This is a genomic window from Brevibacillus sp. B_LB10_24, from assembly GCF_046036945.1.
Lineage (GTDB): Bacteria > Bacillota > Bacilli > Brevibacillales > Brevibacillaceae > Brevibacillus_C.
The window spans coordinates 1-24,079 of record NZ_JBJQOQ010000020.1 but is presented as its reverse complement, the minus strand read 5'-3'; the positions used below and the strand labels follow the sequence as shown (position 1 = coordinate 24,079).

The following is a 24,079-nucleotide window of genomic DNA, read 5'->3' as shown; positions in this document are numbered from 1 at the left end:
GGAGCACCCTGTAAGCGGGTACCTTGGGGGGATTTTTTTAGGGATGGGTGCGAAAGTAGCCTACTTCCCGTCCCAGTCCATCTACTAAGCGAATCAGTTCTTCCGATTGGGTGAAAAACTCTTCGGAGATACCGGCGCTCTCTTGCGAACCTGCGACTGCATGCTGCATGCCGGCCACGACGTGATGGACGGAAGCGGAGAGCTGGCGAATGCCGGTTTGGAGGGCCTGGCTTCGTTTTTTAATGGCCGCAGCCGAGTGATGAACAGCGGAAAAATGTTCATTCACACTGGCGATCTGCTCTGTGATGCCACGGAATATGCCTGCCGTTGCGCCCAGGGTATTCATGCTGCTTTGGGCCGTCCCATCCGTCTTCGCCAAATGGGCTGAGACCATTTCCAGTTTGCCCCAGGAGCGCTGCAACAACTCACTGATATCCCGGGTGGCGGTTTCTGTCTGCACCGACAGCTGGTGGATTTCATCCGCTACCACCCCAAAGCCGAGTCCTGCTTGGCCGGCCCGAGAGGCTTCGATCCGCGCATTAAGCGAGAGCAGCTTGGTTCTTTTGGAGATATCGCGAATCCATACCAGGATTTTCAAGATATCTTCGACACTCTCTTGAAGCTCGGCAAAAGCCCGGCGAGAGGACTTCATGTCGTCGGTAATGTGCCCGGCGTCAGACTGCAGGGCGTCGACCGTTTGTGCGGCCTCGCTGGCCTGCTGGCGAACCTCGTCGCTGCGTAGAGAAGCCACGTCCATCTCCGCGTGTATCGTCTCCAACTCGGCAGCAATCTGGTCAACAGCTGCCAGCATTTGCTGTACCTGCCTGTTTCCTTCCTCCATCTCGACGGCCAGAGCTTCCATCTGTTTCGCTACGTCCGCCTGCAGAACTTTCGAGTGTTCTGAGCCAGACGACACTCGCCCGGCAATCTCTTTTACTCCGGAGGTGACCTGTGATATTTTCAAAATGATTTGCCGAAGCGTCCCGGTCATGAGATTGAAGCAGCTGCCGAGGAGCTGAGTTTCGTCATTTGTCGACAGTTGGATAGTTTGCGTCAGATCGCCTTCGCCAAACCTTGTCATCTTGGCCTGAACTTCCTTGATCGGCTGGACGATGCGGCGGACGTAAAAGTACAAGGCGAAGATCATGGCAACCAGGCTAATAATTGTGATGCCGAAGATGATATTCCTGATTTTGGCCGCATTATGCCTGATCTCCGATTCCGTCTGTGCGACGACAATTCCCCACCGAAGCTCGGGATCGTACAGATAGGCAGACACGTATCGGGCGTTCTCCCCGGCAAATGACCCAATTCCCGAGTTTTCGCCGATCACCTGCTGGACGACGGGATTTTCCCGCATCGAGGGGCGGGTCAGCGCCAAACGCTTGTCCGGGTGGGCAAGCAAATTGCCCTGGTGGTCCACGAGAAAGGCGTATCCGCTCTCTCCGAGCCTGATCGTTTCCACCAGACCACTCAATTGATAAACAGTGGCGAACGCCACCACGACGCCGTCTGCGCTGCCCGCTTCGTTAAGCAGCGGCAGTGAGATGGCGATTTTGGGAAACTCAGTTTCTGAATACTGAAAGACATCCGAGATATACGGTCCCTTGGCTTTTAAAGCGCCCTGATACCAGTCAGTCTGCCGCGGATCATAGGAGCTGTCCGTAGGAGAACCGGGATAGGACAAGTGCCGTCCGTCCGGCGTCGCCAGCTGCAGACCGCTGATGGTCGGCTCATTGGAGGTGATCTCCGTGAAGATGTCGAAGGTCTGGCTGCCTTTCAGCTCGGAAGCTTTGCTGACGGCGGCAAAAGTCTGCAGTGTCGAGACGATATTGCCCACCTTTTCGTCGATCGCTTGCCGGGTTGACTGGGTAGTCAGGCGGAGCAGTTCAGTCGCTTGGTCGGTCAGCAGGGAATTGGCCTGCACATTGATGATAATGCCTGTAGCTGTCATCGTCGCAAGGAACAGAAAGGAGATGCCGATGAGTAATTTTCGTAAAATAGTGCTCTGGTTCACCGATACAAAACGCCAGTTGATCCATTTTGCCGCTTTGTTCCTCATATTCGACTCCTCCTGCCATATCGGTACACCCTCATTGTAAAAACCGCTTGAAGGATGGTCGAGCCATAATGGGCAAATTTAACAACAATTTAACAAGCTTTACATTCGTTCGGCCGAGCGGGTTAGGTTTCCCGTTTAATTTGTCAAGACTATAGAAAATAAAGCATTCAACTGTGATACAATAGACTGGTAGCGATTGGACGGCTATATGTATTTGATGCTGGTTTAGGAGGAATCTGATTGAGCGATGTAAAGATTTACGCCTTGGGCGGTCTTGCTGAAATCGGTAAAAACATGTATTGCGTAGAATACGAGGACGAGATTATCGTCATCGACTGCGGTGTAAAATTTCCCGAAGACGAGATGTTCGGTGTCGACCTGGTTATTCCCGACATTGCGCATTTGATAGAAAATCAACATAAGATCAAGGGGATGTTTTTAACTCATGGGCACGAAGACCACATTGGTGCGATTCCCTATGTGTTGAAGCAGGTCAAGATGCCGATTTATGGCGGCCGGCTTACTTTGGGCTTGGTAAAGTCAAAGCTCGAGGAACACCACATGCAAAACGATGTAGAGTTGATCGACATCGACGGCGATCGGGTCATTTCCTTTGACCAGCTGCAGGTTTCGTTTTTCCGGACCAATCACAGTATTCCTGACTGTTTTGGCATCGCGATCGATACACCGGAGGGAACCGTGGTGCACACCGGGGACTTTAAGGTGGATATGACGCCAGTCGGGCCGTCCACCGATTTTGCCAAAATCGCTAAAATTGGCGACGGAAACGTGCTCGTGATGCTGTCCGACAGCACCAACAGCGAGCGGCCCGGCCACACCATGTCCGAACGTACGGTAGGCGAAGGGATTATGGATGTCATCGCAAAGGCAAAAGGGCGTATTATCCTCGCTACCTTTGCTTCCAACGTCCATCGGCTGCAGCAAGTGGTGGAGGCCGCGATGGCGGAAAACCGCAAAATTGCCGTGATCGGACGCAGCATGGAAAAGGTCTTCCTAATCGGCCAGGAACTGGGATACATACAGGTGCCAGAGGGCATGCTGATCGATATCAAGACGATCGACAATTACGCCGACAATCAGGTCCTGATCATTTGTACGGGCAGCCAGGGCGAACCGATGGCCGCATTGACGCGCATTGCTTCCGGCTCCCACCGTACCGTCCAAATCTATCCGGAGGACACGGTGATCATCTCCGCCTCGCCGATTCCCGGGAATACGATCAATGTAAGCCGGACGATCGACAAGTTGTTCCGCGCCGGTGCCAACGTGGTGTACGGTTCGGTATTTGACATCCACACTTCCGGCCACGGCAGCAGCGAGGAGCTGAAGCTGATGCTCAACCTGGTTCGGCCGCGCTACTTCATGCCGATCCACGGGGAGTACCGGATGCTGAAGACGCACGCCAAATTGGCGACGCAGGTAGGGATCCCGGAGGAAAACATCTTTGTGATGGACAACGGCGAGGTGTTGAGCTGTTCAAGGGAAAGGGCTGAAATAACGGGAAAAGTGCCTGCCGGCGTCGTCCTGATCGACGGAAGCGGCATAGGCGACGTGGGGAACATCGTCCTGAGGGATCGCAAACACCTGGCCGAAGACGGCTTGATGGTCGTCGTGGTCAGCATTGACATGAAGAACTTCAAGATTCTGACCGGACCGGATATCGTCAGCCGCGGCTTTGTCTACGTCCGCGGGTCGGAGGCGCTGATCCAGGAGGCAACCGTCCTGGTCAAGCAAAAGCTGGCCGAGACGCTGAACAAGAAGATCAAAGAGTGGTCTGAACTAAAAGCGCAGATCAATCAGGTGTTAAAGCCGTTTGTGTTCGAAAAAACGGGACGGAATCCGATGATCTTGACGATCCTAATGGAAGTCTAGTGTGCTCGGCCGACTTCCCTTCCCGGTTTGAAAGGGTATAATAGAAGTAAGAAAGCTGTCATGTAAAGGAGAGAGTTCGTTATGATGTCATATGAGGCATATATGCAACAAGTCATCCAGCCGATGCGCGACGAGTTGACCAACGTTGGATTTACCGAGCTGCGTACCCCGGAAGAGGTTGAACAGACGCTGCCCGGCGCGAAGGGAACGGCACTTGTCGTCGTCAACTCCGTGTGCGGCTGCGCCGCCGGCTTGGCCCGCCCGGCCGTAGCTCATTCGCTCCGCCACTCGGTGAAGCCGGATCATCTTTACACCGTATTTGCCGGACAGGACAAGGAAGCGACAGCAAAAGCCCGCGAGTACTTCGAAGGCTATCCGCCTTCCTCCCCGTCGTTTGCCCTGATGAAAGACGGCAAATTGGTTACCATGATCGAACGCCATCAGATCGAAAACAACGATCTTGCCACGATCTCCAAGCTGCTCACCGACGCGTACGATCAGTACTGCCAGTAAGTCTGAAGCAAACGGAATATCTAACAGACACGCTTAAAGGCGAAGCGGAAAACATCCGCTTCGCTTTTTTTATTCCCGCTTCCCCGCTGGCGTGCCACGAACGAAGCGAGCTCATTTTTTTCGGATTCCATGGACAATGTTCACCAACCTAAAAAGGACGTGTTTTTTAAAAAAAGACCGTTTATCCTTCAACAAAACCCCGTTTTCTCCGAAAAGAGTAATGTAGAAGTTTTTGCAAAGGAGCTGGAAAAGTGAAAGTAACAGGGCTGGCGAGAATCATTTCCCTACTGCTTGTCATCGTGCTCGGAACAACCGGTCTGGGGAATATGAACGTATTTGCAGAAGAAATCAGTCGATTAGTGCTCAATAAGAACGAGCTTTCCATGGAAGTGGGAGGTACCCAGTCGATTACGGCTACTGCGGTGTACGTAAGCGGAAAAACCGAAGACGTAACCATCAAGACGGACTGGAAATCAGAAACGCCCGATGTGGCCACGGTCTATTCCGGTTCCGTATCGGCCAAGGCAGAGGGAACGGCTGTCCTCACCGCATCCTATATGGGACAAGCGGTCATCGTCAACGTAAACGTCACCAAAAAGGTAAAAGCGTTGACCAAGGACAAGCAAACCGTCGATCTGCGTTTGGGCAAATCCGAACAGGTTGAACTGACTGCCATCTACCAGGACGGTAAAGATGAGAAGGTCACCAAAAAAGCGGATTGGAGCAGTGACAACAGTACGGTTGCCACGGTAACCAATGGCTTGATCACCGGACACAGCTCCGGAGAGGCCAATGTGACCGCCCGATTCGGCAATCAGACGGTGACGATTCCAGTCAGCGTGGAGATCGTGAAGCGGCTCGATCCGGAAATGTCGCAAGTTTCGCTGCTTTTAAAAGGAAAGCCGCTAAAGATTAAGCTAAACGCTACCTATCCGAACGGAACGGTAGAGGATGTAGCGGATAAAGCAGAGTGGACCACGGACAAGGAAACGGTAGCAGACGCCCTGAAGGGAACCATTACTGCATACGGTCCCGGTCAGGCGATTATTACCGCCAAGTACGGAACAAAGACAGCGACAATCAAGGTAGACGTAGATCATGCGATCAGGCTGGAGCTGGAACCGCACGAGCTGTTCATGAAGAAAAATGAGACAAAAGATGTCAGATTGTCAGCTACCTACCCAGATGAGACGTTTGAGAATATCACCACCAGGGCAGAATGGTCCACAAGTGACGAAAAGATCGTCAGCGTTTATCAAGGGAAGCTTAGCGCCAATGCGGTCGGAGAAGCTGTCATAACGGCAAAATACGGGGATAAAACCGTCTCGATGACCGTAGATGTGGAAGTGCCGAGGAGATTGGAACTAAATAAGGACCTCGTCTCCCTGCAAACCGGCAAAGGCGGTGACTTGGAACTAACAGCGTTTTACGCCAACAACACCAAAGAAGAGGTAACGAAACAGGCGGAATGGTCGTCGGATAACGAAGCGGTCGCGTATGTATCAAAAGGAAAAATCACCGCATACAAAGCGGGCGAAGCCACGATTACGGCCAAGTACGCCGGCAAGACGGTTACCGCAAAAGTATCGGTTGACATCCCAAGCAAGATCGTGCCAAACAACAGCAGTGTTGGCTTGCAGATAGGCGACACGGAGCAAATCGGGTTGACAGCGGTATACCCGGACGGCAAAGAGGATGTGATTACCGACAAGGCGGAGTGGTCGACTGCTTCCGCATCTGTAGCGGAAGTGCGCAACGGATTGATTACGGGCGTTGGTACAGGTTCGACGACGATCACGGCCAAGTACGGGACGAGGACTGCCACGATCAAGGTATCGGTAGGAGTTCTGCTGAGTTTGACTGCAGATAAAAATCAGTTGGTACTGAAGAAGGGCGATTCGCAAACGATTGTCTTGACTGCCAAGTACGCTGATGGCAAATCGAAGGATGTAGCGGAGGACGCCGCCTGGACAAGCTCCAATCCGCAAGCGGCCACTGTCGAAGCCGGCAAGATTACAGCGGTCGGCTCGGGCGAAACGACGATTACAGCTGCCTTCGACAACAAGACGGTGAAGATTACGGTTCAGGTGGACATGGCTTCAACCCTGAAAGCCGATCCAGTGTTCATGGTGATCAGTCTTGGCGAGACGAAGCAAATCTCGCTTTTGGCTACAGACCTCGGCGGAGCGAGCCGCAATGTAACCAATAATGCTGAATGGTCGACGAGCAATGTGAAAATTGCCCAAGTGAGCAACGGAATGGTAACGCCGATCGCCAACGGGAAAGTGACGATCACGGCAAAGTACGGCGGTAAAACGGTTTCGATCCCTGTGGAAGTGGGCGTCATCCAAAAATTGGAGGCGGACAAGGTGTTCATCAACACCAAGACCGGACAAAAAGTACAGATCAATTTGACGGCCACGCTGTCTGACGGGACGAAAAAGGATGTAACCCCATATGCCGACTGGAAGACTGCCGCATACAAGATCGCCGAGGTAAAAGACGGCCTTGTGACGGCTACCGGCTATGGGAAAACGAAGGTTACGGCCAGATACGAAGGAAAATCGGTATCGATCCCGGTAGAAGTCGATATCCTGAAGTATTTGAAGACGGACGTGGTACAAGTCGAACTGTCCAAGGGTTCAACCAAGCAGGTGAAAGCCGTGGCGACGTACGTTGACGGTTCTGAAGCAGACGTGACCAAACCGGCGCTGTGGACATCCTCCAACATCATGATCGCTGATGTGAAAGACGGCGTGATAAAAGCGACCGGAAAAGGTACAGTGAACGTCACGGTTTCGTATGCCGGCAAGAAAACCAATGTGAAGGTAACGGTTCGCTAATGGTTTTGCTCCCCTTTCTGTTACAATACAAACTAGAATGCATGAAAGCATGAAAGGGATGAACCATCTTGCAAACAAGATCATTTGGACGGGACCCGCACCAGTTGTCGCTGCTGGGGTTTGGCGCCCAGCGAATCGTCGATGAGCATGATTGTACGGAGGAGCAGGCGATTGCAATTATTCGGCACGCGGCAGAGCGCGGCGTCAACTACTTCGATACGGCCCCCAGCTACAGCGACGGGCAGTCCGAAACCCGTGTCGGGCTGGGCCTGCAAGGGCTGCGCGACAAGGTGTGGATCGCCACCAAGACCGCGGAACGCACCCGTGACGCTGCCCTGCGGGATCTGGAGGGCAGCCTGAAGCGGCTGCAGACTGATTATGTAGACGAATGGCGGTTGCACAATATCATGCGACCGCACGAACTGGAGAGCGTGTTTGCCAAGGGAGGGGCACTCGAGGCCTTGCTGGAAGCGCGCGAGCAAGGCCTGGTGCGCAAGCTGAGCATCAGCGGGCACACCGATCCGCGGCTGTTGGCGGAGGCGATTCGCCGCTTTCCGTTTGACAGTGCACTGGTAGCGCTGTCGGCTCTCGATCATTTTATCTACAGCTTTGCCCACGAGTTCGTGCCGCAGGCGGTGGAGCAGGGTGTCGCGGTGATCGGCATGAAAGTCATGGCGGTAGGCAAGCTGGCGCCCTGGTACGAGCAGGCTTTGCGCTACACGTGGAGCCTGCCGGTAGCGACCGCGATCCTCGGGGTCAGCAGCATGGACGAACTGGAAGCGGATATCGCAGCGGCCGAGCGCTTTGTGCCCATGAACGACATCGAGCGGGTCGACTTTTTCGGGCAAATCATGCCGCATGTCCGGGCCGACGTGCTTCGCTGGAAGGCGAGCGAATGGATGTCGGGCGAGTGGTACCAACTCCCGGAGATAACGTTTGGCAAAGGCAGATAGCTTCATCGAACCGAAAAAGCGGAGGTACATCACCCTCCGCTTTTTGCATACAGGAAATAGGAGGAAAGCGCCGAATATTAAAGGGTGTAAAAATTTCGAAATCAGACGCGAGGTTTGCCTGCATGACATTTCCCTACATGATTTCATTCGGCTTTTTTAGCGTTCACCCCCATCTGTTGTTTGAGACGCTGTCCTATTTCATCGGGTTTCGGCTCTACCTGTGGCTGCGCAGACAAGACAAGGATGCTCTGCCGCTGGACAAAGGGATATGGGTGGTCGCCGGGGCTATCCTCGGGGCAGCGCTCGGTTCGAAAATCCTGGCTTGGCTGGCTGACCCGCTCCAGTTGTTTGACAATCTCGGCAGCATCGCCTACCTGATGAGCGGCAAGACGATCGTCGGCGGGCTCCTGGGCGGGCTGATCGGAGTGGAATTGGCCAAAAAACTCGTCGGTCACAGCCGCTCTACCGGGGACAGCTTTGTCTATCCGCTGATCACAGGCATGGCGATCGGGAGGATCGGCTGCTTTTTAACCGGTTTGGAAGACAATACGCACGGGATTGCCACCAGCCTCCCTTGGGGCGTCGACTTTGGAGACGGGATACCGCGCCACCCCGCACAGCTGTACGAGATTGCCTTCCTCATCGGGTTGGCAGCGGTCATTCACATGCGCAAACGCTTCGCTTACGAACAGGGGGACCTGTTTAAGCTGTTCATGGTTGGGTATCTTGCGTTTCGCTTCCTCGTTGACTTCATCAAACCGTATCCCGGCGTCTACCTGGGCTTGACCCAGATTCAGCTCGCCTGCCTGGCTGGAATCCTCTACTACCGAAAGTCATTGCTGCGGCTGTTTACGTTTTCGCAAAGGAGAGAATGGAATGCCTAATCGTCCATATATTTTTTATGAACTGACGAACAGCATTTGTTCCGTCTGTTACGTGAAGGTGGAAGCGAAGGTTATTTTGCAGGATGACAAGGTGTATCTGACGAAGCGCTGCCCCGTGCACGGACCCGAGAAGGTTCTGCTGTCGAACGACATCGCGTACTATAAAAAAACGCGCGAATTCCTTAAGCCGGCGGAAATGCCGCTCCGCTTCAACACGCCGATCAAATACGGCTGCCCGTACGACTGCGGCCTCTGTCCCGATCATGAGCAGCACAGCTGCTTGACGCTGGTGGAAGTGACGGATTCCTGCAACCTGCAGTGCCCGATCTGCTATGCTGAATCGTCGCCAAAGCGGCAGACGTTCCGTACACTGGAACATATCGAAGCGATGCTGGATGCCGTTGTCCGCAATGAGGGGGAACCGGACATCGTCCAAATCAGCGGAGGCGAGCCGACGATCCATCCGCAGTTTTTTGACATTTTGGACGCCGCCAAGCGCAGGCCGATCAAGCACATTATGGTGAATACCAACGGGATCCGCATCGCCGGGGATCGGGAGTTTGCCCGCCGATTGAGCGAATACTCGCCCGGCTTTGAAATCTACCTGCAGTTCGACAGCTTTGAGGACGAGGTGTTAAAAGAGCTCCGAGGAGCAAACCTGGCGGACATCCGGCGTAAAGCGATCGAGCATTTGAACGAATTCAACATCTCGACCACGCTGGTCGTCACCCTGAAAAAAGGGCTGAACGACGGGGAAATCGGCAAAATCATCCAATACGGACTGCAGCAGCGCGCGGTTCGCGGCGTGACGTTTCAGCCGATCCAGGCGGCGGGCAGGCTGGATCGGTACGATCCCGCCACTGATCGCCTGACCTTGTCCGAAGTAAGGCAGATGATCATTGACCAGTCAGAGGTGTTTTCCGCAGATGACATCATTCCCGTCCCCTGCCATCCCGATTGCCTGGCGATGGGGTACGCTTTGAAAATGGGCGAACAGGTAATTCCGCTGACAGGCTTGATCGACCCGCAGGTGCTGCTGGAAGGCGGACGAAACACGATCGTCTACGAACAGGATGAGACGCTGCGGGAAAAAGTCTTTTCGCTGTTTTCCACCAACCACTCACCGGAGTCTTCGGCGCTCTCGCTCAAGCAACTGCTCTGCTGTCTGCCGCTCGTCCAGGTGCCGCCGGCGATCAGCTACGACAATGTGTTCCGCGTCATCATCATGCAGTTCCTCGACGCTTACAACTTTGATATCCGGTCGGTGAAAAAATCGTGTGTGCACATCGTCCATCCCGACGGGCGGATCATTCCGTTTGACACGTACAACCTCTTTTACCGCGATGACAAGGAACGGCGTTTACAAGAGCTGCAGCAGCAGTTCGCACCTGTGAGGTGAGCAAGCGATGGAAGAAAACGAGCGCGAGAGCAGCTGGGAAATCTGGCTGGGCATCTTCATCTTGATGGCCTTGCATCTGTTGAACTTTCTCTTTCCATTGGCGTTCTTTTTTATCGGGGTATCACAGTTGATCTACCTGATTCCGGCCCTCATCATCGCCCTGTACAAGGGAAAAAAGAAGATGGCGGCAGGCATGCTGATCGGCGCCGGCGTCACTTTTTTGATCAACGCCACCTGTTACGGCCTTGTCATGGGAGGAATGATGTGGCGCTAGATTCTCATCCCATCTCACTTACCCTGCCCTTTACGGGTAGGGTTGTTCTTTTTTTCATAGGCGACAGCCTGTCTGCATAAACATGGAAAAGAGAATGAACGATGGAGGAGATGGACGTGTCAACGAAATCGACCAGACCTTGGTATCAGATCCCGCTCGAAGAAGTTTCCCACCTGCTCGGCACGGATACGAAACGCGGTTTGACGCAAAAAGAGGCGATGAAGCGGCTGGATCATACGGGCAAAAATCAATTGGCTGAGGGAAAGAAGGTTCCGCTGTTTGCCGTCTTCTTCAATCAGTTTAAAGATTTCATGGTAGCCATTTTGTTGATTGCCACCATAATCTCTTTCTTTCTGGGAGAGTATCTGGACGCAATTACGATCATTGCCATTATCTTTATCAATGGGATCCTCGGCTTTATCCAGGAAGCCAGGGCGGAGCGTTCTCTGCAGGCATTGAAGGAATTGGCTTCCCCGATGGCCCGGGTTCTTCGCGACGGCAAGCTGGACATGATTCCTGCGTCCCAGCTCGTGCCCGGCGATCTTGTCCTGTTGGAAGCGGGTGATCGGGTCCCGGCCGACTTGCGGGTGATCGAGTCCAATCGGTTGGAAGTGGAGGAATCCGCCCTTACCGGGGAGTCAGTCCCGGTAGCCAAGACAGACAAAACGATTACTTCGAACGGGAAACCGATTCCCCTCGGGGATCAAAAAAACTTGGGGTTCATGGGCACGATGGTGACCGGCGGCACAGGACGCGGGATCGTCACCACGACAGGGATGGCAACGGAAATCGGGAAAATTGCCCACTTGATCAACGAGGCGGATGAAATGCAAACGCCGCTGCAGACGCGCTTGGAGCAGCTGGGGAAAATTCTTGTCATCGTCGCCCTCGCGATCACCATCGTCGTCATCGTAGCAGGGGTCATGCATGGCCAGGAGCTTATGACCATGTTCCTCGCCGGGGTCAGTCTCGCCGTTGCCGCCATTCCGGAAGGGCTGCCGGCGATTGTGACGATTGCTTTGGCACTCGGAGTGCAGCGGATGATCAGGCGAAATGCGATCGTCCGCAAGCTTCCCTCCGTCGAGACGCTTGGCTGTGCCTCTGTCATCTGCTCCGACAAGACGGGCACGTTGACTCAAAACAAGATGACGGTAACGCATCTGTGGCACAGCGACACGGTGTTTGAAGTGACGGGAAGCGGTTATCAACCGGTGGGACAAGTAAAGGCTCACGGGAAAGAAGTACAGATCGGCAGCGACAGTGTCCTCTGCCGGCTGCTGCAAATCTCTGAGCGCTGCAACAATGCACAGTTAGTCAGTGAGCAAGAGAGCGGACAAACGCGTATGGTTTCGACCAAGTCAGCCGGTAATTGGAGGGTCTTGGGCGATCCGACCGAAGGGGCGCTGCTGGTATTGGCGGCAAAGGGGAAAAATCAGCTTGCCGGAAAGCAGAATCCATTTTCTGGATTGGAGCGTGTCGATGAGCTGCCGTTTGACTCCGAGCGAAAAATGATGTCTGTGATTGACCGCAGTGCGGAAGGGCAGCTGTACCTGTTGACCAAAGGGGCTACGGAAGCTCTCATCCATCGCTGCACCCACATTTTGTGGAAGGGGGAAGTGATTCCCCTGACCACCCGCTTGCGAAACACGGTTTTGGACAAGACAGAAGAAATGGCCAGACAGGCCCTGCGGGTTTTGGGATTCGCTTATAAACCGCTGAAGGAGTACCAGAAGGGACAGCCGCACTTGACGCTTGAGAACGGGTTGATTTTCGTCGGAATGACCGGGATGATCGACCCGCCGCGTGATGAAGTGGCGCCAGCGATTGCCCTCTGCCGTCAAGCGGGGATCAAAACCGTCATGATCACGGGTGACCACAAGATTACGGCAGAGGCGATTGCCCGGCGTATCGGCCTTTTGCGCGGGCTGACCGGCGTACTGGAGGGGCGCGAGTTAAATGAGATGAGCGATGAAGAGCTGGCAGCCTGTGCCGACCAAATATCCGTCTACGCCCGCGTTTCTCCCGAGCATAAACTGCGAATCATCCGCGCTTTGCAAAGCCGCGGGCACGTAGTGGCGATGACCGGCGACGGGGTCAATGACGCTCCGGCGATCAAGAGCGCCGATATCGGCATTGCCATGGGAATTACCGGCACGGATGTGACCAAGGAAGCGGCCGATCTGGTCCTGCGCGATGACAACTTTACCACGATTGTCGCCGCTGTGGAGGAAGGCCGCAACATCTACGACAACATCCGCAAGTTTATCCGTTACCTCTTGGCATCCAACGTCGGTGAGATTCTCGTCATGTTCTTTGCGATGATGATGGGGATGCCCTTGCCGCTCGTGCCGATCCAGATTCTCTGGGTCAACCTCGTCACAGACGGATTGCCGGCCATGGCGCTGGGGATCGATCCGGCGGAAAGAGATACGATGTATCACCAGCCCCGCAGCAGGCATGAAAATATCTTTGGCAGGCGATTGGGCTGGAAGATCATCAGCCGCGGCTTTTTGATCGGGGTCATGACACTGGTTGCCTTTTGGCTGACGCTGAATGAGGATTCAAGCAACCTCACCCACGCCCAGACAGTGGCGTTTACGACCCTGGTGATGGCGCAGTTGATCCATGTGTTTGACTGCCGCAGCGAGCATTCTGTCTTCCACCGCAATCCGTTCGAAAACAAGTACCTCGTTTGGGCTGTCATATCTTCCTTGGCGCTTGTCCTGTGTGTCATTTACATTGACCTGTTCCAGCCGATCTTTAAGACGATGCCGCTTTCTTTCCGCGATTGGGCATTGGTGCTGGTGGCGGCAGGGGTGCCGACCTTTGTAGCCGGAATCGGGGGTGCGCTGCGGTCCAATTACGCGGACGCATCAACGGCAAAGCGGCAAGGCATGGCCCGTTGACGGAAACGAAGAGAAAACAAGGGGACGCGGCACTGCATTCGGCATAGGTTAGCACAAAGGAGGGGATGCGATGGAACTATTCGCATTCACGCTTGCGCTAGCTTGCTCGATCATCGCGTACTATCTGGAGCAGAAATGGTGGGTGACGCTGCTTCGCACGACAGACAAACTCGTATTCCTGGCTTGGAAGGCTTATCTGGACGAGGCCGGGATTGAATACAAGACGAGGATTTACAAGACGCTGAATGGAGACGCATTGCAAACCGTTTATTTGTTGAAGGTGCCGGCGCAGGATAAGCTGAAGAGCTCCTTATTCAAGTAAAGAAGCAGGATAAAAGTCATTTGGATACCTCAAAGGTATCTTTTTTTTCCTAAAATTATGGGTGTGTCATTTCAAACTCATATAGTATACTAAGTGGATAAAGTGACAAATTGCGACATATGATGCGGTCATGATGTGAGCGCCAAAAAAGACAGGTGGTACTTTTGAGACGAAAACTAAAACGCATATTTGCCGTGCTGCTTTTGGTGATGATAGCCATTGGGGGCTATTACGGATACAGCTTCTACACGTTTGCAAAAGATATTCAACAGCCCAACATTGTGAAAGACCCGGATTCGGGCAAGAAGCCGAATAAAGAGCAAATTCCTCTCTGGGGCGGGAAAGAACGCGTCAACATCCTGATGATGGGGGTTGATGCGAGGGACCGCAATGAAGTGCCGCGCTCCGACAGCATGCTGCTGGTCAGCATCGATCCTGTCGGCAAGACGTATGATATCTTTTCCATCCTGAGGGATACGTATGTCGACATACCCGGCTACGGAGAATCGCGGATCAATGCGGCGCTGGGACATGGCGGGCCGTCGCTGGCGATGGAGACGGTAAGCCAGTTTACGGGAATTCCCGTCAACTACTACGTGATTACCGACTTTGAAGGGTTTAAGAGTTTGATCGACGCCGTCGGCGGTGTCGATATCGATGTCGAGAAGAACATGTACTACCGGGATCCGGGAGACAAAGGGAAGTACGACATCAATCTGAAAAAGGGACTGCAGCATCTGGACGGGGACAAGGCGCTCCAGTATGCACGGTTCCGCCATGATGCGACGTCCGACTACACCCGGACGGAAAGACAGCGCAAACTGCTGACTGCCCTTGCCGATCAATTGCAGAGCGGCATGTCCGTCATCCAGCTGCCTAACATTTTGGAAAAGGTGAGTCCGTACGTCCAGACCAACCTGACGTCCATGGATATGATCAAACTGGCCGGCCTGTGCCTCACCTTACACAAAGCAGAAGCGGAAGGGTATCAGCTGCCCCAGCCGAATGCTTTCCAGGAAGTGAACCGCGGCGGTTCTGTGCTGCTGCCGTCGATCCCGGATGTGCAGGCTTTCGTTCGGGAGAAATTGCAGCATCAGTCGGCTGATCCTTCGTAGAGTCAGTGGAAAATAGATTTCCATTGACTTTTTCCGGGCATTTCGAATATAATCCATTTTGTATTTAAACGTGAATTCTTAACATGATAACGGAATTCTTCTTATCAAGAGAGGCGGAGGGACAGGCCCTATGAAGCCCGGCAGCCGGCCCATTCAACGGATGGGTGTCGCGGTGCCAATTCCTACAAGATGACGAATCTTGAGAGATGAGAAGGGGCGGATTTGCATACAACCCCTTTTTCATTTTGGAAAAAGGGGTTTTTTTCGTGACAGGAGGTGATGTGGTTGATTCGTTTAGAGAATCTTCACAAGGATTATAGAGTAGACGGAAAAATGGTGCCGGCGCTGCGCGGTATTGATCTTTCCATAAAAAAAGGCGAGATATACGGGGTCATCGGACACTCCGGCGCCGGAAAAAGCACACTGATTCGCTGCATCAATCTGTTGGAGAAGCCCACTTCCGGCCGCGTCCTGATAGATGGAGTCGAGCTTACTGCGCTGGACGACGGGAAACTGCAGCAGCAGCGGCGGCAGATTGGAATGATTTTCCAACACTTCAATTTGCTGTCATCCGCAACCGTGGCAGACAACATCGCTTTCCCGCTGAAGCTGGCAAAAACACCGAAGGCCGCAATCGAGCAGAAGGTGACTGATCTGTTGGCCCTCGTCGGACTGCAGGAGCATCGGAACAAATACCCATCCCAATTGTCCGGCGGGCAGAAACAGCGTGTGGGAATTGCCAGGGCACTGGCGAACGACCCCAAGGTGCTGCTCTGCGACGAAGCCACTTCGGCGCTCGATCCGCAAACGACGAATTCGATTCTCGCGCTTTTGCTGGATATCAACCGCAAACTGGGGATTACCGTCGTACTGATTACGCACGAAATGCACGTCATCCGGTCGATATGCGATCGGGTAGGAGTGATCGACGGGGGGAAGATCGTCGAGTCCGGCAAGGTGGTCGATGTCTTCCTGAAGCCGCAGCATCGCGTAACCAGAGAGTTTGTCGAGCAGGTTGCCGATTCTGTCGAGCTGAAAGAAGCAGTTTCCCACGAAAAGTCGGCGAATGACCGCACGATCATTCGCATCACCTTCTTGGGTGAACAGACCTATCAGCCGATTTTATTCCAAACGATGCAGGAGACGGGGACTTCCTTCAACATCCTGCAGGGAACGATATCCCGCATGAAAGAGACCCCGTACGGTCAGCTTGTCGTTGAGCTGGAAGGCGACGCCGAACGCGGCAGACGGACGATTGAATCGCTGCGAGGGCGCGGGCTTGAAGTGGAGGTGATCTAAAAAATGGAGCAGCTTTGGCAGTTATTGGCAGACATTGACTGGGAAGACATCAGCCAGGCGACGATTGACACCTTGGCCATGCTCGGCTTCTCCACACTGTTCACTGTCGTAATCGGCCTGCCGCTGGGCATTCTGCTGTTCCTCAGCTCGAAGGGGCAGCTGCTGCAAAACCGGTTTTTTTATGCCATTGTATCCTTTATCGTCAACGTCCTTCGTTCTGTTCCGTTTATCATCTTGATGATCCTTCTGATTCCTGTGACCAAGTTTATCGTGGGCACATCGCTGGGGGTAAAAGGCACCATACCGCCGTTGGTCATCGGAGCCGCGCCCTTTTTCGCCCGGCTCGTGGAGACCTCGCTGCGCGAAGTGGACCGCGGAGTGATCGAAGCGGCACAATCCATGGGAGCGTCCAACTGGCAGATCATCCGGAGGGTCCTGCTGCCGGAGTCGCGTCCCGGCCTGATCGCAGGAATCACGATCACAACTGTAACGCTGGTCTCCTACACGGCGATGTCAGGTGTGATTGGCGGCGGCGGACTGGGAGATTTGGCCATTCGCTTCGGTTATCAGAGGTTTCAAACAACCGTCATGATTGTCACTGTCGTAATTTTATTGGTGTTGGTTCAAATCCTGCAGATGCTGGGGGATCGACTGGTGATCCGTTTCAGCCGAAAGTAGGAGTCACAATATATAAATCCTTAAGGGGGAAAAGAAATCATGAAAAAATGGATCGTATCCGCGCTTGCTTTAACGCTGGCACTCTCGCTGTCCGCTTGCGGCAGCAAAAACGAATCTGCACCGGCCTCGAATGCCTCGTCTGGTGGCGATGCCGGAGGGGAAAAACAACAGGAGGTAACTCTGAAAGTAGGTGCTTCCCCGACCCCGCACGCGGAGATTCTGAAGTTTATCCAGCCGAAGCTGAAGGAAGAAGGCATCAATCTGGAGATCAAAGAGTTTACGGATTACGTCCAGCCTAATGTGCAGTTGGACGAAAAGCAGTTGGACGCGAACTACTTCCAACACCTCCCGTACCTGGAGCAGTTCAATAAAGACAAAAACATGGACCTTCAACCGGTCGTAGCTGTACACATCGAGCCGTTTGGCGCCTATTCGAAAAAATACAAGTCCCTGGACGAACTGCCGGAAGGCGCAACCATCGCTCTTCCCAACGATCCGACCAACAACGGACGCGCACTGGCTCTGTTGGAGAAAAACGGCGTAATCAAATTGAAAGAAGGCGTTGGCATTTCCGGAACGGCCAAAGACGTCGTGGAAAACAAGAAAAACGTCAAGTTTAAGGAAGTAGAAGCAGCCATGCTGCCGCGCGTCCTGGATGAAGTAGATCTGGCCCTGATCAACACCAACTACGCCCTGGAAGCCAATTTGAGCCCGACGAAAGACGCACTGGCAGTGGAAGACAAGGATTCTCCATATGCCAACTACCTGGTGGCTCGTCCTGACAACAAAGATTCTGACGCCATCAAGAAGCTTGCAGAAGCGTTGAATACACCAGAAGTAAAGAAATATATCGAAGAGCAATTTAAAGGCGAGATTGTACCGGCGTTTTAATACGGCCCGGCTGACCGCTAGGAAACCCGTTTGCGACAGTTGCAAACGGGTTTTTTCATTTATACACTTTTATCTAGATGTAAAAGAGTATGAAACCTGATTCGACAATATATGATTTTTGGATGAAAAGCAGTATAGTGAAAGCAGAAAGGAAACAGAGGAGATTTTCTCATAATGAATAAGAAAGCTGTTTGGATTGTACTTGCCACCGTAATCGCTATGGTGGTTGTACTTGGTTGCGGGAATATCATTTTTAACAAGCGACAGGTAGCGGCACAAAACGAACTCAGGCTCAATCTCCACAATGAACCGGCTACGATAGACCCCGGAGTGGCAGAGGACCTCATATCGGGCTCCATCGCCCGGGCAGCCTTCGACGGCCTGACGCGTATCGGAGCAGACGGCAAGCCGCACCCGTCAATGGCGGAGAAGATTGATATATCGCCGGATCGCTTGACGTATACGTTTACCTTGCGGGATTCGCGGTGGAGCAACGGGGATCCGGTGACCGCCTATGACTTTGAGTACGCCTGGAAACGCGTTCTTAACCCGCCGTTTGGAGCCAGTTACGCCTACCAGCTTTACCATCTGAAAAACGCAGAGAAGGCCAACAAGGGCAAAATCGGCATGGACGAGGTGGGAGTCAAGGCCCTGGACGACAAACGGCTGCAGGTGACGCTGGAACACCCGGCTCCGTACTTTTTGGAGTTGACGGCTTTCTACACCTACTATCCGGTCAATCACAAGGTAGTGGAAGCCAACCCGCAGTGGGCTTTGGATGCCGCCACCTTTGTCAGCAACGGTCCATTCAAGGTCGAATCGTGGAAGCACGGGGAAAAGCTGGTTTTGAGCAAAAATCCGTACTACTGGGATAAAGATGCCGTCAAGCTTGACGGAATTCAGTTTTCTATGGAGGGCAATGAACGCAAAGAGCTGTCCATGTTCGAAAAAAACGAGCTCGATTGGGCCGGAGCGCCGCTCAGTTCCCTGCCGCTCGATGCGCTGCCCGGGCTGCGGAGCTCCGGCAAGCTGATCTCCAAACCGATTGCGGGGACGTACTGGTATTCCTTTAACACAGAACGTTTTCCGTTTGACAACAAAAAAATTCGCCAGGCTTTTGTCCATGCCATCAATCGGCAGAAGCTCATCGCCGAAGTGGCACCTGGGAACCGGCCGGCGACAGGAGTAGTGCCGTCCTCGATGGCGCTTCATCCGCAGGGCTACTTCCGGGACAACGACGCCGAGACTGCCAGAAAACTGCTCGCGGAAGGCTTGAAAGAGGCGGGAATTACGCAGCTTCCGCCAGTGACGCTGATGTACAACATGTCGGAGACTCACGCCAAAATCGCGAAAGCGGTACAGGAGCAGTGGAAACAGGTGCTGGGGGTCGATGTCAAATTGGAGGAAAAGGACTGGAATACGTTTATTCGCGACCTGCATCAAGGAAACTACCAAATTGGCCGGGTAGGCTGGGTCGGCGACTTTAACGATCCGGTCAATTTCCTGGAGCTGTTCAAGGAAAAGGGTACCGGGACCAATTATTCAAAATGGGAAAATGCTGCCTATAAGTCCCTCTTAAGCCAATCAGTGGTGGAACGCGACCCTGATAAGCGCAGGAATCTGTTGGCCCAAGCGGAACAAATCCTCATGGAGGAGATGCCGGTGGCTCCCGTTTACTTTTACACCGACACCTACGTCATGAACGAGCGGGTGAGCGGCGTGATTGTCGACGGACTAGGCTTTGTCGACTACAAATGGGCGAAAATGAACTAGGGCGATCATACAAATAGGTGCTCCTCTTATGGACAGATGACCAATCCTGCTGACATGTGCTGACATAGAGTAATGGAGAGGGATGCTGAAGGAGGAGAGAATTTGGACATCGATCAATTGTTAAAGATCGTAAAGTCCGTTCCCAAGGAAAAGCTGCGGACGGACGCCGGTCTGAAGGAGTTGCTCAGGGAAATCGGCCAAAAGTCGGGCAAGACATTTACAGATCAGCAACTGAATGACTACGTCGCTCAGTTTCGCAAAATGGCGCGTACGGAAGATGCCAACAGCATGATGGATAAGTTGACCAAGCGCGGCATCCAGTCGGGCGTTTTGAACCGGATTAAAAAAGGGTTCCGCAAATAGGGGGGTGAACACCACGGCACAGACAAAACCCCTCACAGCAAAAGTAAAACCGCCTGCAGCAAAAGTAAAACCGCCTGCAGCAAAGGCAAAGCAGCCCGCAGCAAAGGCAAAGCAGCCAAAAATGGCGGCAAACAGGCCGAAGCCCACGTATGAAGAGATTATGAATACGCTGCAGCAGATGAACGAGGTTCAGTCAAGCCGCCAGGAGCAGCTGAGTGCGGAGATGAGCTCGCTGCGTCAGGAGCTCGGAGAGGTAAAAGAGATTGTCTCCAGGTTCAAACCGGTGCAGTCTGGCGGGCGGGGCTCGTTAGGGCGCAGAAAAAAGACTCCGATAACGGTGGAGGAACCGCCAAAAACAGCTCTGCCGATTCAAGACCTGCTGCCGCTTTTGCCGCAGTTGGTCGAGACGGTCCCACAGCTGAAAAAAATGAAAGTAGCAGAATCAATGAAGCTTCTCTCCAATCCGGTGGTGATGAACATGATTCAGCAGTTCATCGCCAATGGCGGGCTGAAACTGCTGAAAACCAAAGCGCTGCCAGAACCCGCCGAAAGCCGGCGCAGAAGGGCCTGAACCCTGATAAGAGGACCGCTCACCGCAGCAGGTCTTCTTTTTTCGTTATTTTTAGTCCTAAACTACTAGAAAACTTTTTTGGACAAGCGGCGTCTAATGTTATGTAACTGACAAAATCCGACGACTGGTAATCCCGCTTATGCGTGTTGAGTATAGATCATCAAGAAATAAGGGAGGACAGGAATGAGGAAGTATGTTGCGCCGCTGTTTGTATTTCTCAGCTTGTTGTTCATCATCCCCGGTGTGACCGCTGCGGCTGCCAACTCAGGGGCGGATCAGATTCGCCTGATGATCGAAGGGAATCTGGTACAACCCGAGGTCCCGCCGATCATGCAAAACGACAGGACGCTGGTGCCGATCCGGGTGATTGCCGAGGGTTTGGGAGCAGAGGTCGACTGGGACCAAGAGAGCTTTACCGCTACCGTCAACAAGGGAAACAATCAGTTGGTTCTCAGGCTCAACCAAAAGCAAGCAACCGTCAATGGAAAAACCGTACAATTGGATGCCCCGCCACTTTTACATAAGGACCGGATGCTGCTGCCGCTGCGATTTGTCGGCGAAGCACTCGGTTCAACCGTTGGATGGGACAACGAATCGCAGACCGTTGTGGTCAATCAGCCGATTTCGCTGCAGATCAACGGATTGAATGTAACGAATACGATGAAGTCATTCAAATGGGACGGACAACTGTATCTGCCGGTAGAGAAGATAGCCCAACAGTTGGGTATCGTGCCGGATGTAAAAAAACTCTCGTCCCGCAAGACGATCGATTCTGTCGTCACAGCCTCTCTATCCGAGGTCCAAGGGCTGCTTGGAGCAAAAATAGACTGGGATGAAGAGCGGAATTCGGTAAAGGTAGAACGGTTGAGCCGCCTCGACGCGATTGCCGTGGATGGCGAGAAAGTGCGGCTCGACATCGCTAAATCCGGCACCCCCAAAACCCTTACCTTGACGGATCCGCGCAGGATTGTGATCGATTTGCCTAATGCTATCCTGTCCGACGAGTTGGAGGAAGAATTGCAGGCAGACGGGGTGGGAGTAGCCTACCAGGCAGGAAAAGACGATGCAGCGCCGGCAGCGGATTCTGCAGAAACAACAGATGATCCCGGCTACGAGGCAGAACAGGAGGTTCAACAGACCGCTGGCACTTCAGCCGAACCGGCGCTGCCGCCTCTGATTAAAAGCATTCGCTACAGCCAATACAGCGACGCCCCTTACACGGTCAGGGTAGTCATCGAACTGGACCGGAAAGCCACCTACAAGCTTGAGCAGAATGATAACGGACTCGGCATCTCCCTCTTCGGAAAATCAGGCTTCCTCATCGTCGTCGACGCCGGCCACGGCGGACACGATTCGGGTGCATTGGGCATAGCCGGAAATAAGGAGAAGGATTACAACCTCGCCGTGGCGAACCGGGTCGTGGAACTGCTGAAACAGTATCCCGAGTTTCAGGTTGTCGCTACGCGTTCAACAGACGTCTTCTTGGAACTGAGCGAGCGCGTTCAGATTGCAAATGACTACGATGCCGACGTTTTCCTGTCGATTCACGCCAACTCGTTCCAGCCGCAAACGAGGGGAACGGAGACGTATTACTACAATGCCAACAGCAAGCAGCTGGCTGAAATCGTTCACCGCCACCTGATCGGGGCAACCCAGTTTCCTAACCGCGGCGTTCAGACGTCGGGATTCTACGTGATCAAAAATACGAAAATGCCTGCAGTACTGACCGAAACCGGATTTTTGACCAATAGCGTGGAAAACGCAAAGTTAATGGATCCGAAGTTTCAGGATCAAGTGGCACGGGCACTGGCTGCGGCAATCCGAGAATATTACGAAAAAAATAAATAGGAGTAGTTGGAGGTTGTTATGAGACGCTTAAGCAGTTTCTTTTTCCTGTTTGCTCTAGCCCTTCTGCTGACTGCTTGCGGATCGGGAAAACAGGCTGTTCCTCCTTCTGAGACGAATCAGGTGGAGCAGGAGCCAAGCAATCCTAATTCGCCGGTACAGGAGATACAGGGCGCTTCTACCAAGCTGACCGTCTACTATTCGGACAGCGATCTAACCAAGCTGGTGACGGAAGAGCGAGTGGTCAATTACAGTGATGATACGGAGAAGTACGAGGCCGCCATTGCATTGCTCGGGGAGTCGGATGAAGAAGGCCATTTTCCGCTTTGGAAAAATTTCGCTTACCATTCCCTTTCCTTTAAGGACGGAGTGCTGACGATCGACGCTAAAGGGGACAACCAGTACAATCTCGGTTCTGGAGGAGAAGCATTTGCGATCGACGCGTTAAAACAGACGCTGTTCCAGTTTTCCGAGGTGGAGAAAATCCGCATTCTGGTGGATGGAAAACCTGCGGAATCGCTGATGGGCCATGTCAGTATTGATGACCCTATAACACGCGACTAAGCAAAAACAAGCGGTTAGCCTGCTTTTCGGCTAGCCGCTTGTCTCTTCAAGCTGCCTGCGAATGTTTCTCACATCCTCGTTTGTCAAGGAACTGAATGCCCCAGCCTCGCCGTCTCCGTCGGTTTCTATTTTGGTGATGACAAATGGGCCGGAAGCGCCGGGACTCGGGTTCCGGAGCAGATGATAATGGCCAAACCTCTCTGACTTGAAGTCGCCAACAATCTCTTTCAACGAGTCGACTCCGTGCTCCACTTCCCGTACGACCGCTGTCTGACCTGGTTCTACCACGACAATTTTCAGCATCCGATCACTCCTTTCGTAAAGTTTTCCCCAAGGGGGCATCCGTTACCCGGAAATCCATTTGCCTGATGCGTAATATACAGGCAGTGCCGGAGTATCTTGGAAAGGCCTTGTTCCGATCCAGGTTTTTCGTATAGAATAATGGGTAGCAGAAATATGAAATAAAGGCGGGGAGGAATATGGATTCCACGGACATGATGCAAATACTGTTGATGGCAGAATTGTTTAAACTCCTTGGAGATAAGACCCGACTTACGATTATGGCGCTATTGCATGCTAAATCGCTTTGTGTGCGTGACTTGGTAGAGATTTTGCAAGCTTCTCAGCCATCTGTTTCCCAACATTTGGCAAAATTGAGAATGCAGGGATTAGTGAAGGAAACGCGAAAAGGGCCTTGGGTATTTTATTCTGTCAGCAACGAGTGTCAACCGATGATGGAACTGATATTAGAGCAACTTCCTGATTTGAAACACGTAGTGGCAAATGCGGAACGCCATAATGTCAGTGTAGTGTATTAAAGGTAAAAGCAGAAAGAAGCAGAAAGGTGAAGCGCTAGCTTCACCTCAGCCTGTAGACAAAGTTCCGTAAGGAACAGGAGCTACAGGCTTTTTTGTTGAATATAAAACGTGTA

General features: G+C 53.0%; 21 protein-coding genes and 1 riboswitch. Of the genes, 19 read left to right on the top strand and 2 right to left on the bottom strand.

What is annotated here, in order from left to right; all coding sequences use genetic code 11:
* Positions 1-37: 37 nt before the first annotated feature.
* The gene (locus tag ACI7RC_RS17465) at positions 38-2,062 is read right to left on the bottom strand and encodes a methyl-accepting chemotaxis protein (protein ID WP_408109494.1); all 2,025 of its coding nucleotides are present in this window, start codon (positions 2,060-2,062) and stop codon (positions 38-40) included.
* Between the two features lie 240 nt (positions 2,063-2,302).
* Between ACI7RC_RS17465 and rnjA the strand changes: the two genes are divergently transcribed.
* The 18 genes from rnjA to ACI7RC_RS17375 all read left to right on the top strand — a co-directional run bounded on the left by rnjA (position 2,303) and on the right by ACI7RC_RS17375 (position 23,148).
* Complete coding sequence (gene rnjA, locus ACI7RC_RS17460) at positions 2,303-3,955, top strand: ribonuclease J1 (RefSeq protein WP_408109493.1); 1,653 nt, start codon at positions 2,303-2,305, stop codon at positions 3,953-3,955.
* A gap of 81 nt (positions 3,956-4,036) precedes the next feature.
* Complete coding sequence (locus ACI7RC_RS17455; RefSeq protein WP_408109492.1) at positions 4,037-4,468, top strand: BrxA/BrxB family bacilliredoxin; 432 nt, start codon at positions 4,037-4,039, stop codon at positions 4,466-4,468.
* A gap of 251 nt (positions 4,469-4,719) precedes the next feature.
* A complete protein-coding gene (locus ACI7RC_RS17450) occupies positions 4,720-7,311 on the top strand; it encodes an Ig-like domain-containing protein (protein WP_408109491.1) in 2,592 nt (863 codons plus the stop codon).
* 68 nt (positions 7,312-7,379) lie between these two features.
* On the top strand, positions 7,380-8,264 hold the full coding sequence (locus tag ACI7RC_RS17445; RefSeq protein WP_408109490.1) for an aldo/keto reductase: 885 nt from the start codon (positions 7,380-7,382) through the stop codon (positions 8,262-8,264).
* 122 nt (positions 8,265-8,386) lie between these two features.
* The gene (locus ACI7RC_RS17440) at positions 8,387-9,148 is read left to right on the top strand and encodes a prolipoprotein diacylglyceryl transferase (protein WP_408109489.1); all 762 of its coding nucleotides are present in this window, start codon (positions 8,387-8,389) and stop codon (positions 9,146-9,148) included.
* Positions 9,141-10,547, top strand: coding sequence for a radical SAM protein (locus tag ACI7RC_RS17435; RefSeq protein ID WP_408109488.1), 1,407 nt, complete (start codon positions 9,141-9,143; stop codon positions 10,545-10,547). The genes ACI7RC_RS17440 and ACI7RC_RS17435 overlap by 8 nt, the downstream gene beginning before the upstream one ends.
* A 7-nt stretch (positions 10,548-10,554) precedes the next feature.
* Positions 10,555-10,821, top strand: coding sequence for a hypothetical protein (locus ACI7RC_RS17430; RefSeq protein WP_408109487.1), 267 nt, complete (start codon positions 10,555-10,557; stop codon positions 10,819-10,821).
* Positions 10,822-10,937: 116 nt separating this feature from the next.
* Complete coding sequence (locus ACI7RC_RS17425) at positions 10,938-13,727, top strand: calcium-translocating P-type ATPase, SERCA-type (RefSeq protein WP_408109486.1); 2,790 nt, start codon at positions 10,938-10,940, stop codon at positions 13,725-13,727.
* Positions 13,728-13,797: 70 nt separating this feature from the next.
* Positions 13,798-14,049 carry a hypothetical protein gene (locus ACI7RC_RS17420; RefSeq protein ID WP_408109485.1) on the top strand — a complete coding sequence of 84 codons (252 nt, stop codon included), beginning with the start codon at positions 13,798-13,800 and terminating at the stop codon, positions 14,047-14,049.
* Between the two features lie 209 nt (positions 14,050-14,258).
* A complete protein-coding gene (locus tag ACI7RC_RS17415) occupies positions 14,259-15,164 on the top strand; it encodes an LCP family protein (RefSeq protein ID WP_408109556.1) in 906 nt (301 codons plus the stop codon).
* A 98-nt stretch (positions 15,165-15,262) separates the two neighbouring features.
* Positions 15,263-15,377: riboswitch (SAM riboswitch) on the top strand.
* 72 nt (positions 15,378-15,449) lie between these two features.
* A complete protein-coding gene (locus ACI7RC_RS17410; RefSeq protein ID WP_408109484.1) occupies positions 15,450-16,463 on the top strand; it encodes a methionine ABC transporter ATP-binding protein in 1,014 nt (337 codons plus the stop codon).
* A 3-nt stretch (positions 16,464-16,466) separates the two neighbouring features.
* Positions 16,467-17,141 carry a methionine ABC transporter permease gene (locus ACI7RC_RS17405; RefSeq protein ID WP_408109483.1) on the top strand — a complete coding sequence of 225 codons (675 nt, stop codon included), beginning with the start codon at positions 16,467-16,469 and terminating at the stop codon, positions 17,139-17,141.
* A gap of 39 nt (positions 17,142-17,180) precedes the next feature.
* Positions 17,181-18,032 carry a MetQ/NlpA family ABC transporter substrate-binding protein gene (locus ACI7RC_RS17400; RefSeq protein WP_408109482.1) on the top strand — a complete coding sequence of 284 codons (852 nt, stop codon included), beginning with the start codon at positions 17,181-17,183 and terminating at the stop codon, positions 18,030-18,032.
* A gap of 174 nt (positions 18,033-18,206) precedes the next feature.
* The gene (locus ACI7RC_RS17395; RefSeq protein ID WP_408109481.1) at positions 18,207-19,805 is read left to right on the top strand and encodes a peptide ABC transporter substrate-binding protein; all 1,599 of its coding nucleotides are present in this window, start codon (positions 18,207-18,209) and stop codon (positions 19,803-19,805) included.
* 102 nt (positions 19,806-19,907) lie between these two features.
* Entirely contained in the window at positions 19,908-20,168 is a 261-nt protein-coding gene (locus ACI7RC_RS17390) for a hypothetical protein (RefSeq protein WP_408109480.1), read from the top strand.
* Between the two features lie 4 nt (positions 20,169-20,172).
* Entirely contained in the window at positions 20,173-20,739 is a 567-nt protein-coding gene (locus ACI7RC_RS17385; protein WP_408109479.1) for a hypothetical protein, read from the top strand.
* A gap of 183 nt (positions 20,740-20,922) precedes the next feature.
* Entirely contained in the window at positions 20,923-22,587 is a 1,665-nt protein-coding gene (locus tag ACI7RC_RS17380) for an N-acetylmuramoyl-L-alanine amidase (RefSeq protein ID WP_408109478.1), read from the top strand.
* Positions 22,588-22,605: 18 nt separating this feature from the next.
* On the top strand, positions 22,606-23,148 hold the full coding sequence (locus ACI7RC_RS17375; protein WP_408109477.1) for a GerMN domain-containing protein: 543 nt from the start codon (positions 22,606-22,608) through the stop codon (positions 23,146-23,148).
* Between the two features lie 30 nt (positions 23,149-23,178).
* Here ACI7RC_RS17375 and ACI7RC_RS17370 read toward each other — a convergent pair whose 3' ends face one another.
* Positions 23,179-23,451 (bottom strand): hypothetical protein, encoded by a 273-nt coding sequence (locus ACI7RC_RS17370; RefSeq protein ID WP_408109476.1) that lies wholly within the window; start codon positions 23,449-23,451, stop codon positions 23,179-23,181.
* Positions 23,452-23,627: 176 nt separating this feature from the next.
* Here ACI7RC_RS17370 and ACI7RC_RS17365 point away from each other — a divergent pair, with 176 nt between their 5' ends.
* Positions 23,628-23,966 carry an ArsR/SmtB family transcription factor gene (locus ACI7RC_RS17365; protein ID WP_408109475.1) on the top strand — a complete coding sequence of 113 codons (339 nt, stop codon included), beginning with the start codon at positions 23,628-23,630 and terminating at the stop codon, positions 23,964-23,966.
* Positions 23,967-24,079 lie beyond the last annotated feature (113 nt).

Excerpts from the sequence above, each read along its gene's own strand:
- ACI7RC_RS17465 (WP_408109494.1), bottom strand. The coding sequence starts at position 2,062 with ATGAGGAACAAAGCGGCAAAATGGATCAACTGGCGTTTTGTATCGGTG.
- ACI7RC_RS17455 (WP_408109492.1), top strand. The coding sequence starts at position 4,037 with ATGATGTCATATGAGGCATATATGCAACAAGTCATCCAGCCGATGCGC.
- ACI7RC_RS17440 (WP_408109489.1), top strand. The coding sequence starts at position 8,387 with ATGACATTTCCCTACATGATTTCATTCGGCTTTTTTAGCGTTCACCCC.
- ACI7RC_RS17435 (WP_408109488.1), top strand. The coding sequence starts at position 9,141 with ATGCCTAATCGTCCATATATTTTTTATGAACTGACGAACAGCATTTGT.
- ACI7RC_RS17430 (WP_408109487.1), top strand. The coding sequence starts at position 10,555 with ATGGAAGAAAACGAGCGCGAGAGCAGCTGGGAAATCTGGCTGGGCATC.
- ACI7RC_RS17420 (WP_408109485.1), top strand. The coding sequence starts at position 13,798 with ATGGAACTATTCGCATTCACGCTTGCGCTAGCTTGCTCGATCATCGCG.
- ACI7RC_RS17415 (WP_408109556.1), top strand. The coding sequence starts at position 14,259 with ATGATAGCCATTGGGGGCTATTACGGATACAGCTTCTACACGTTTGCA.
- ACI7RC_RS17405 (WP_408109483.1), top strand. The coding sequence starts at position 16,467 with ATGGAGCAGCTTTGGCAGTTATTGGCAGACATTGACTGGGAAGACATC.
- ACI7RC_RS17400 (WP_408109482.1), top strand. The coding sequence starts at position 17,181 with ATGAAAAAATGGATCGTATCCGCGCTTGCTTTAACGCTGGCACTCTCG.
- ACI7RC_RS17395 (WP_408109481.1), top strand. The coding sequence starts at position 18,207 with ATGAATAAGAAAGCTGTTTGGATTGTACTTGCCACCGTAATCGCTATG.
- ACI7RC_RS17380 (WP_408109478.1), top strand. The coding sequence starts at position 20,923 with ATGAGGAAGTATGTTGCGCCGCTGTTTGTATTTCTCAGCTTGTTGTTC.
- ACI7RC_RS17375 (WP_408109477.1), top strand. The coding sequence starts at position 22,606 with ATGAGACGCTTAAGCAGTTTCTTTTTCCTGTTTGCTCTAGCCCTTCTG.
- ACI7RC_RS17370 (WP_408109476.1), bottom strand. The coding sequence starts at position 23,451 with ATGCTGAAAATTGTCGTGGTAGAACCAGGTCAGACAGCGGTCGTACGG.
- ACI7RC_RS17365 (WP_408109475.1), top strand. The coding sequence starts at position 23,628 with ATGGATTCCACGGACATGATGCAAATACTGTTGATGGCAGAATTGTTT.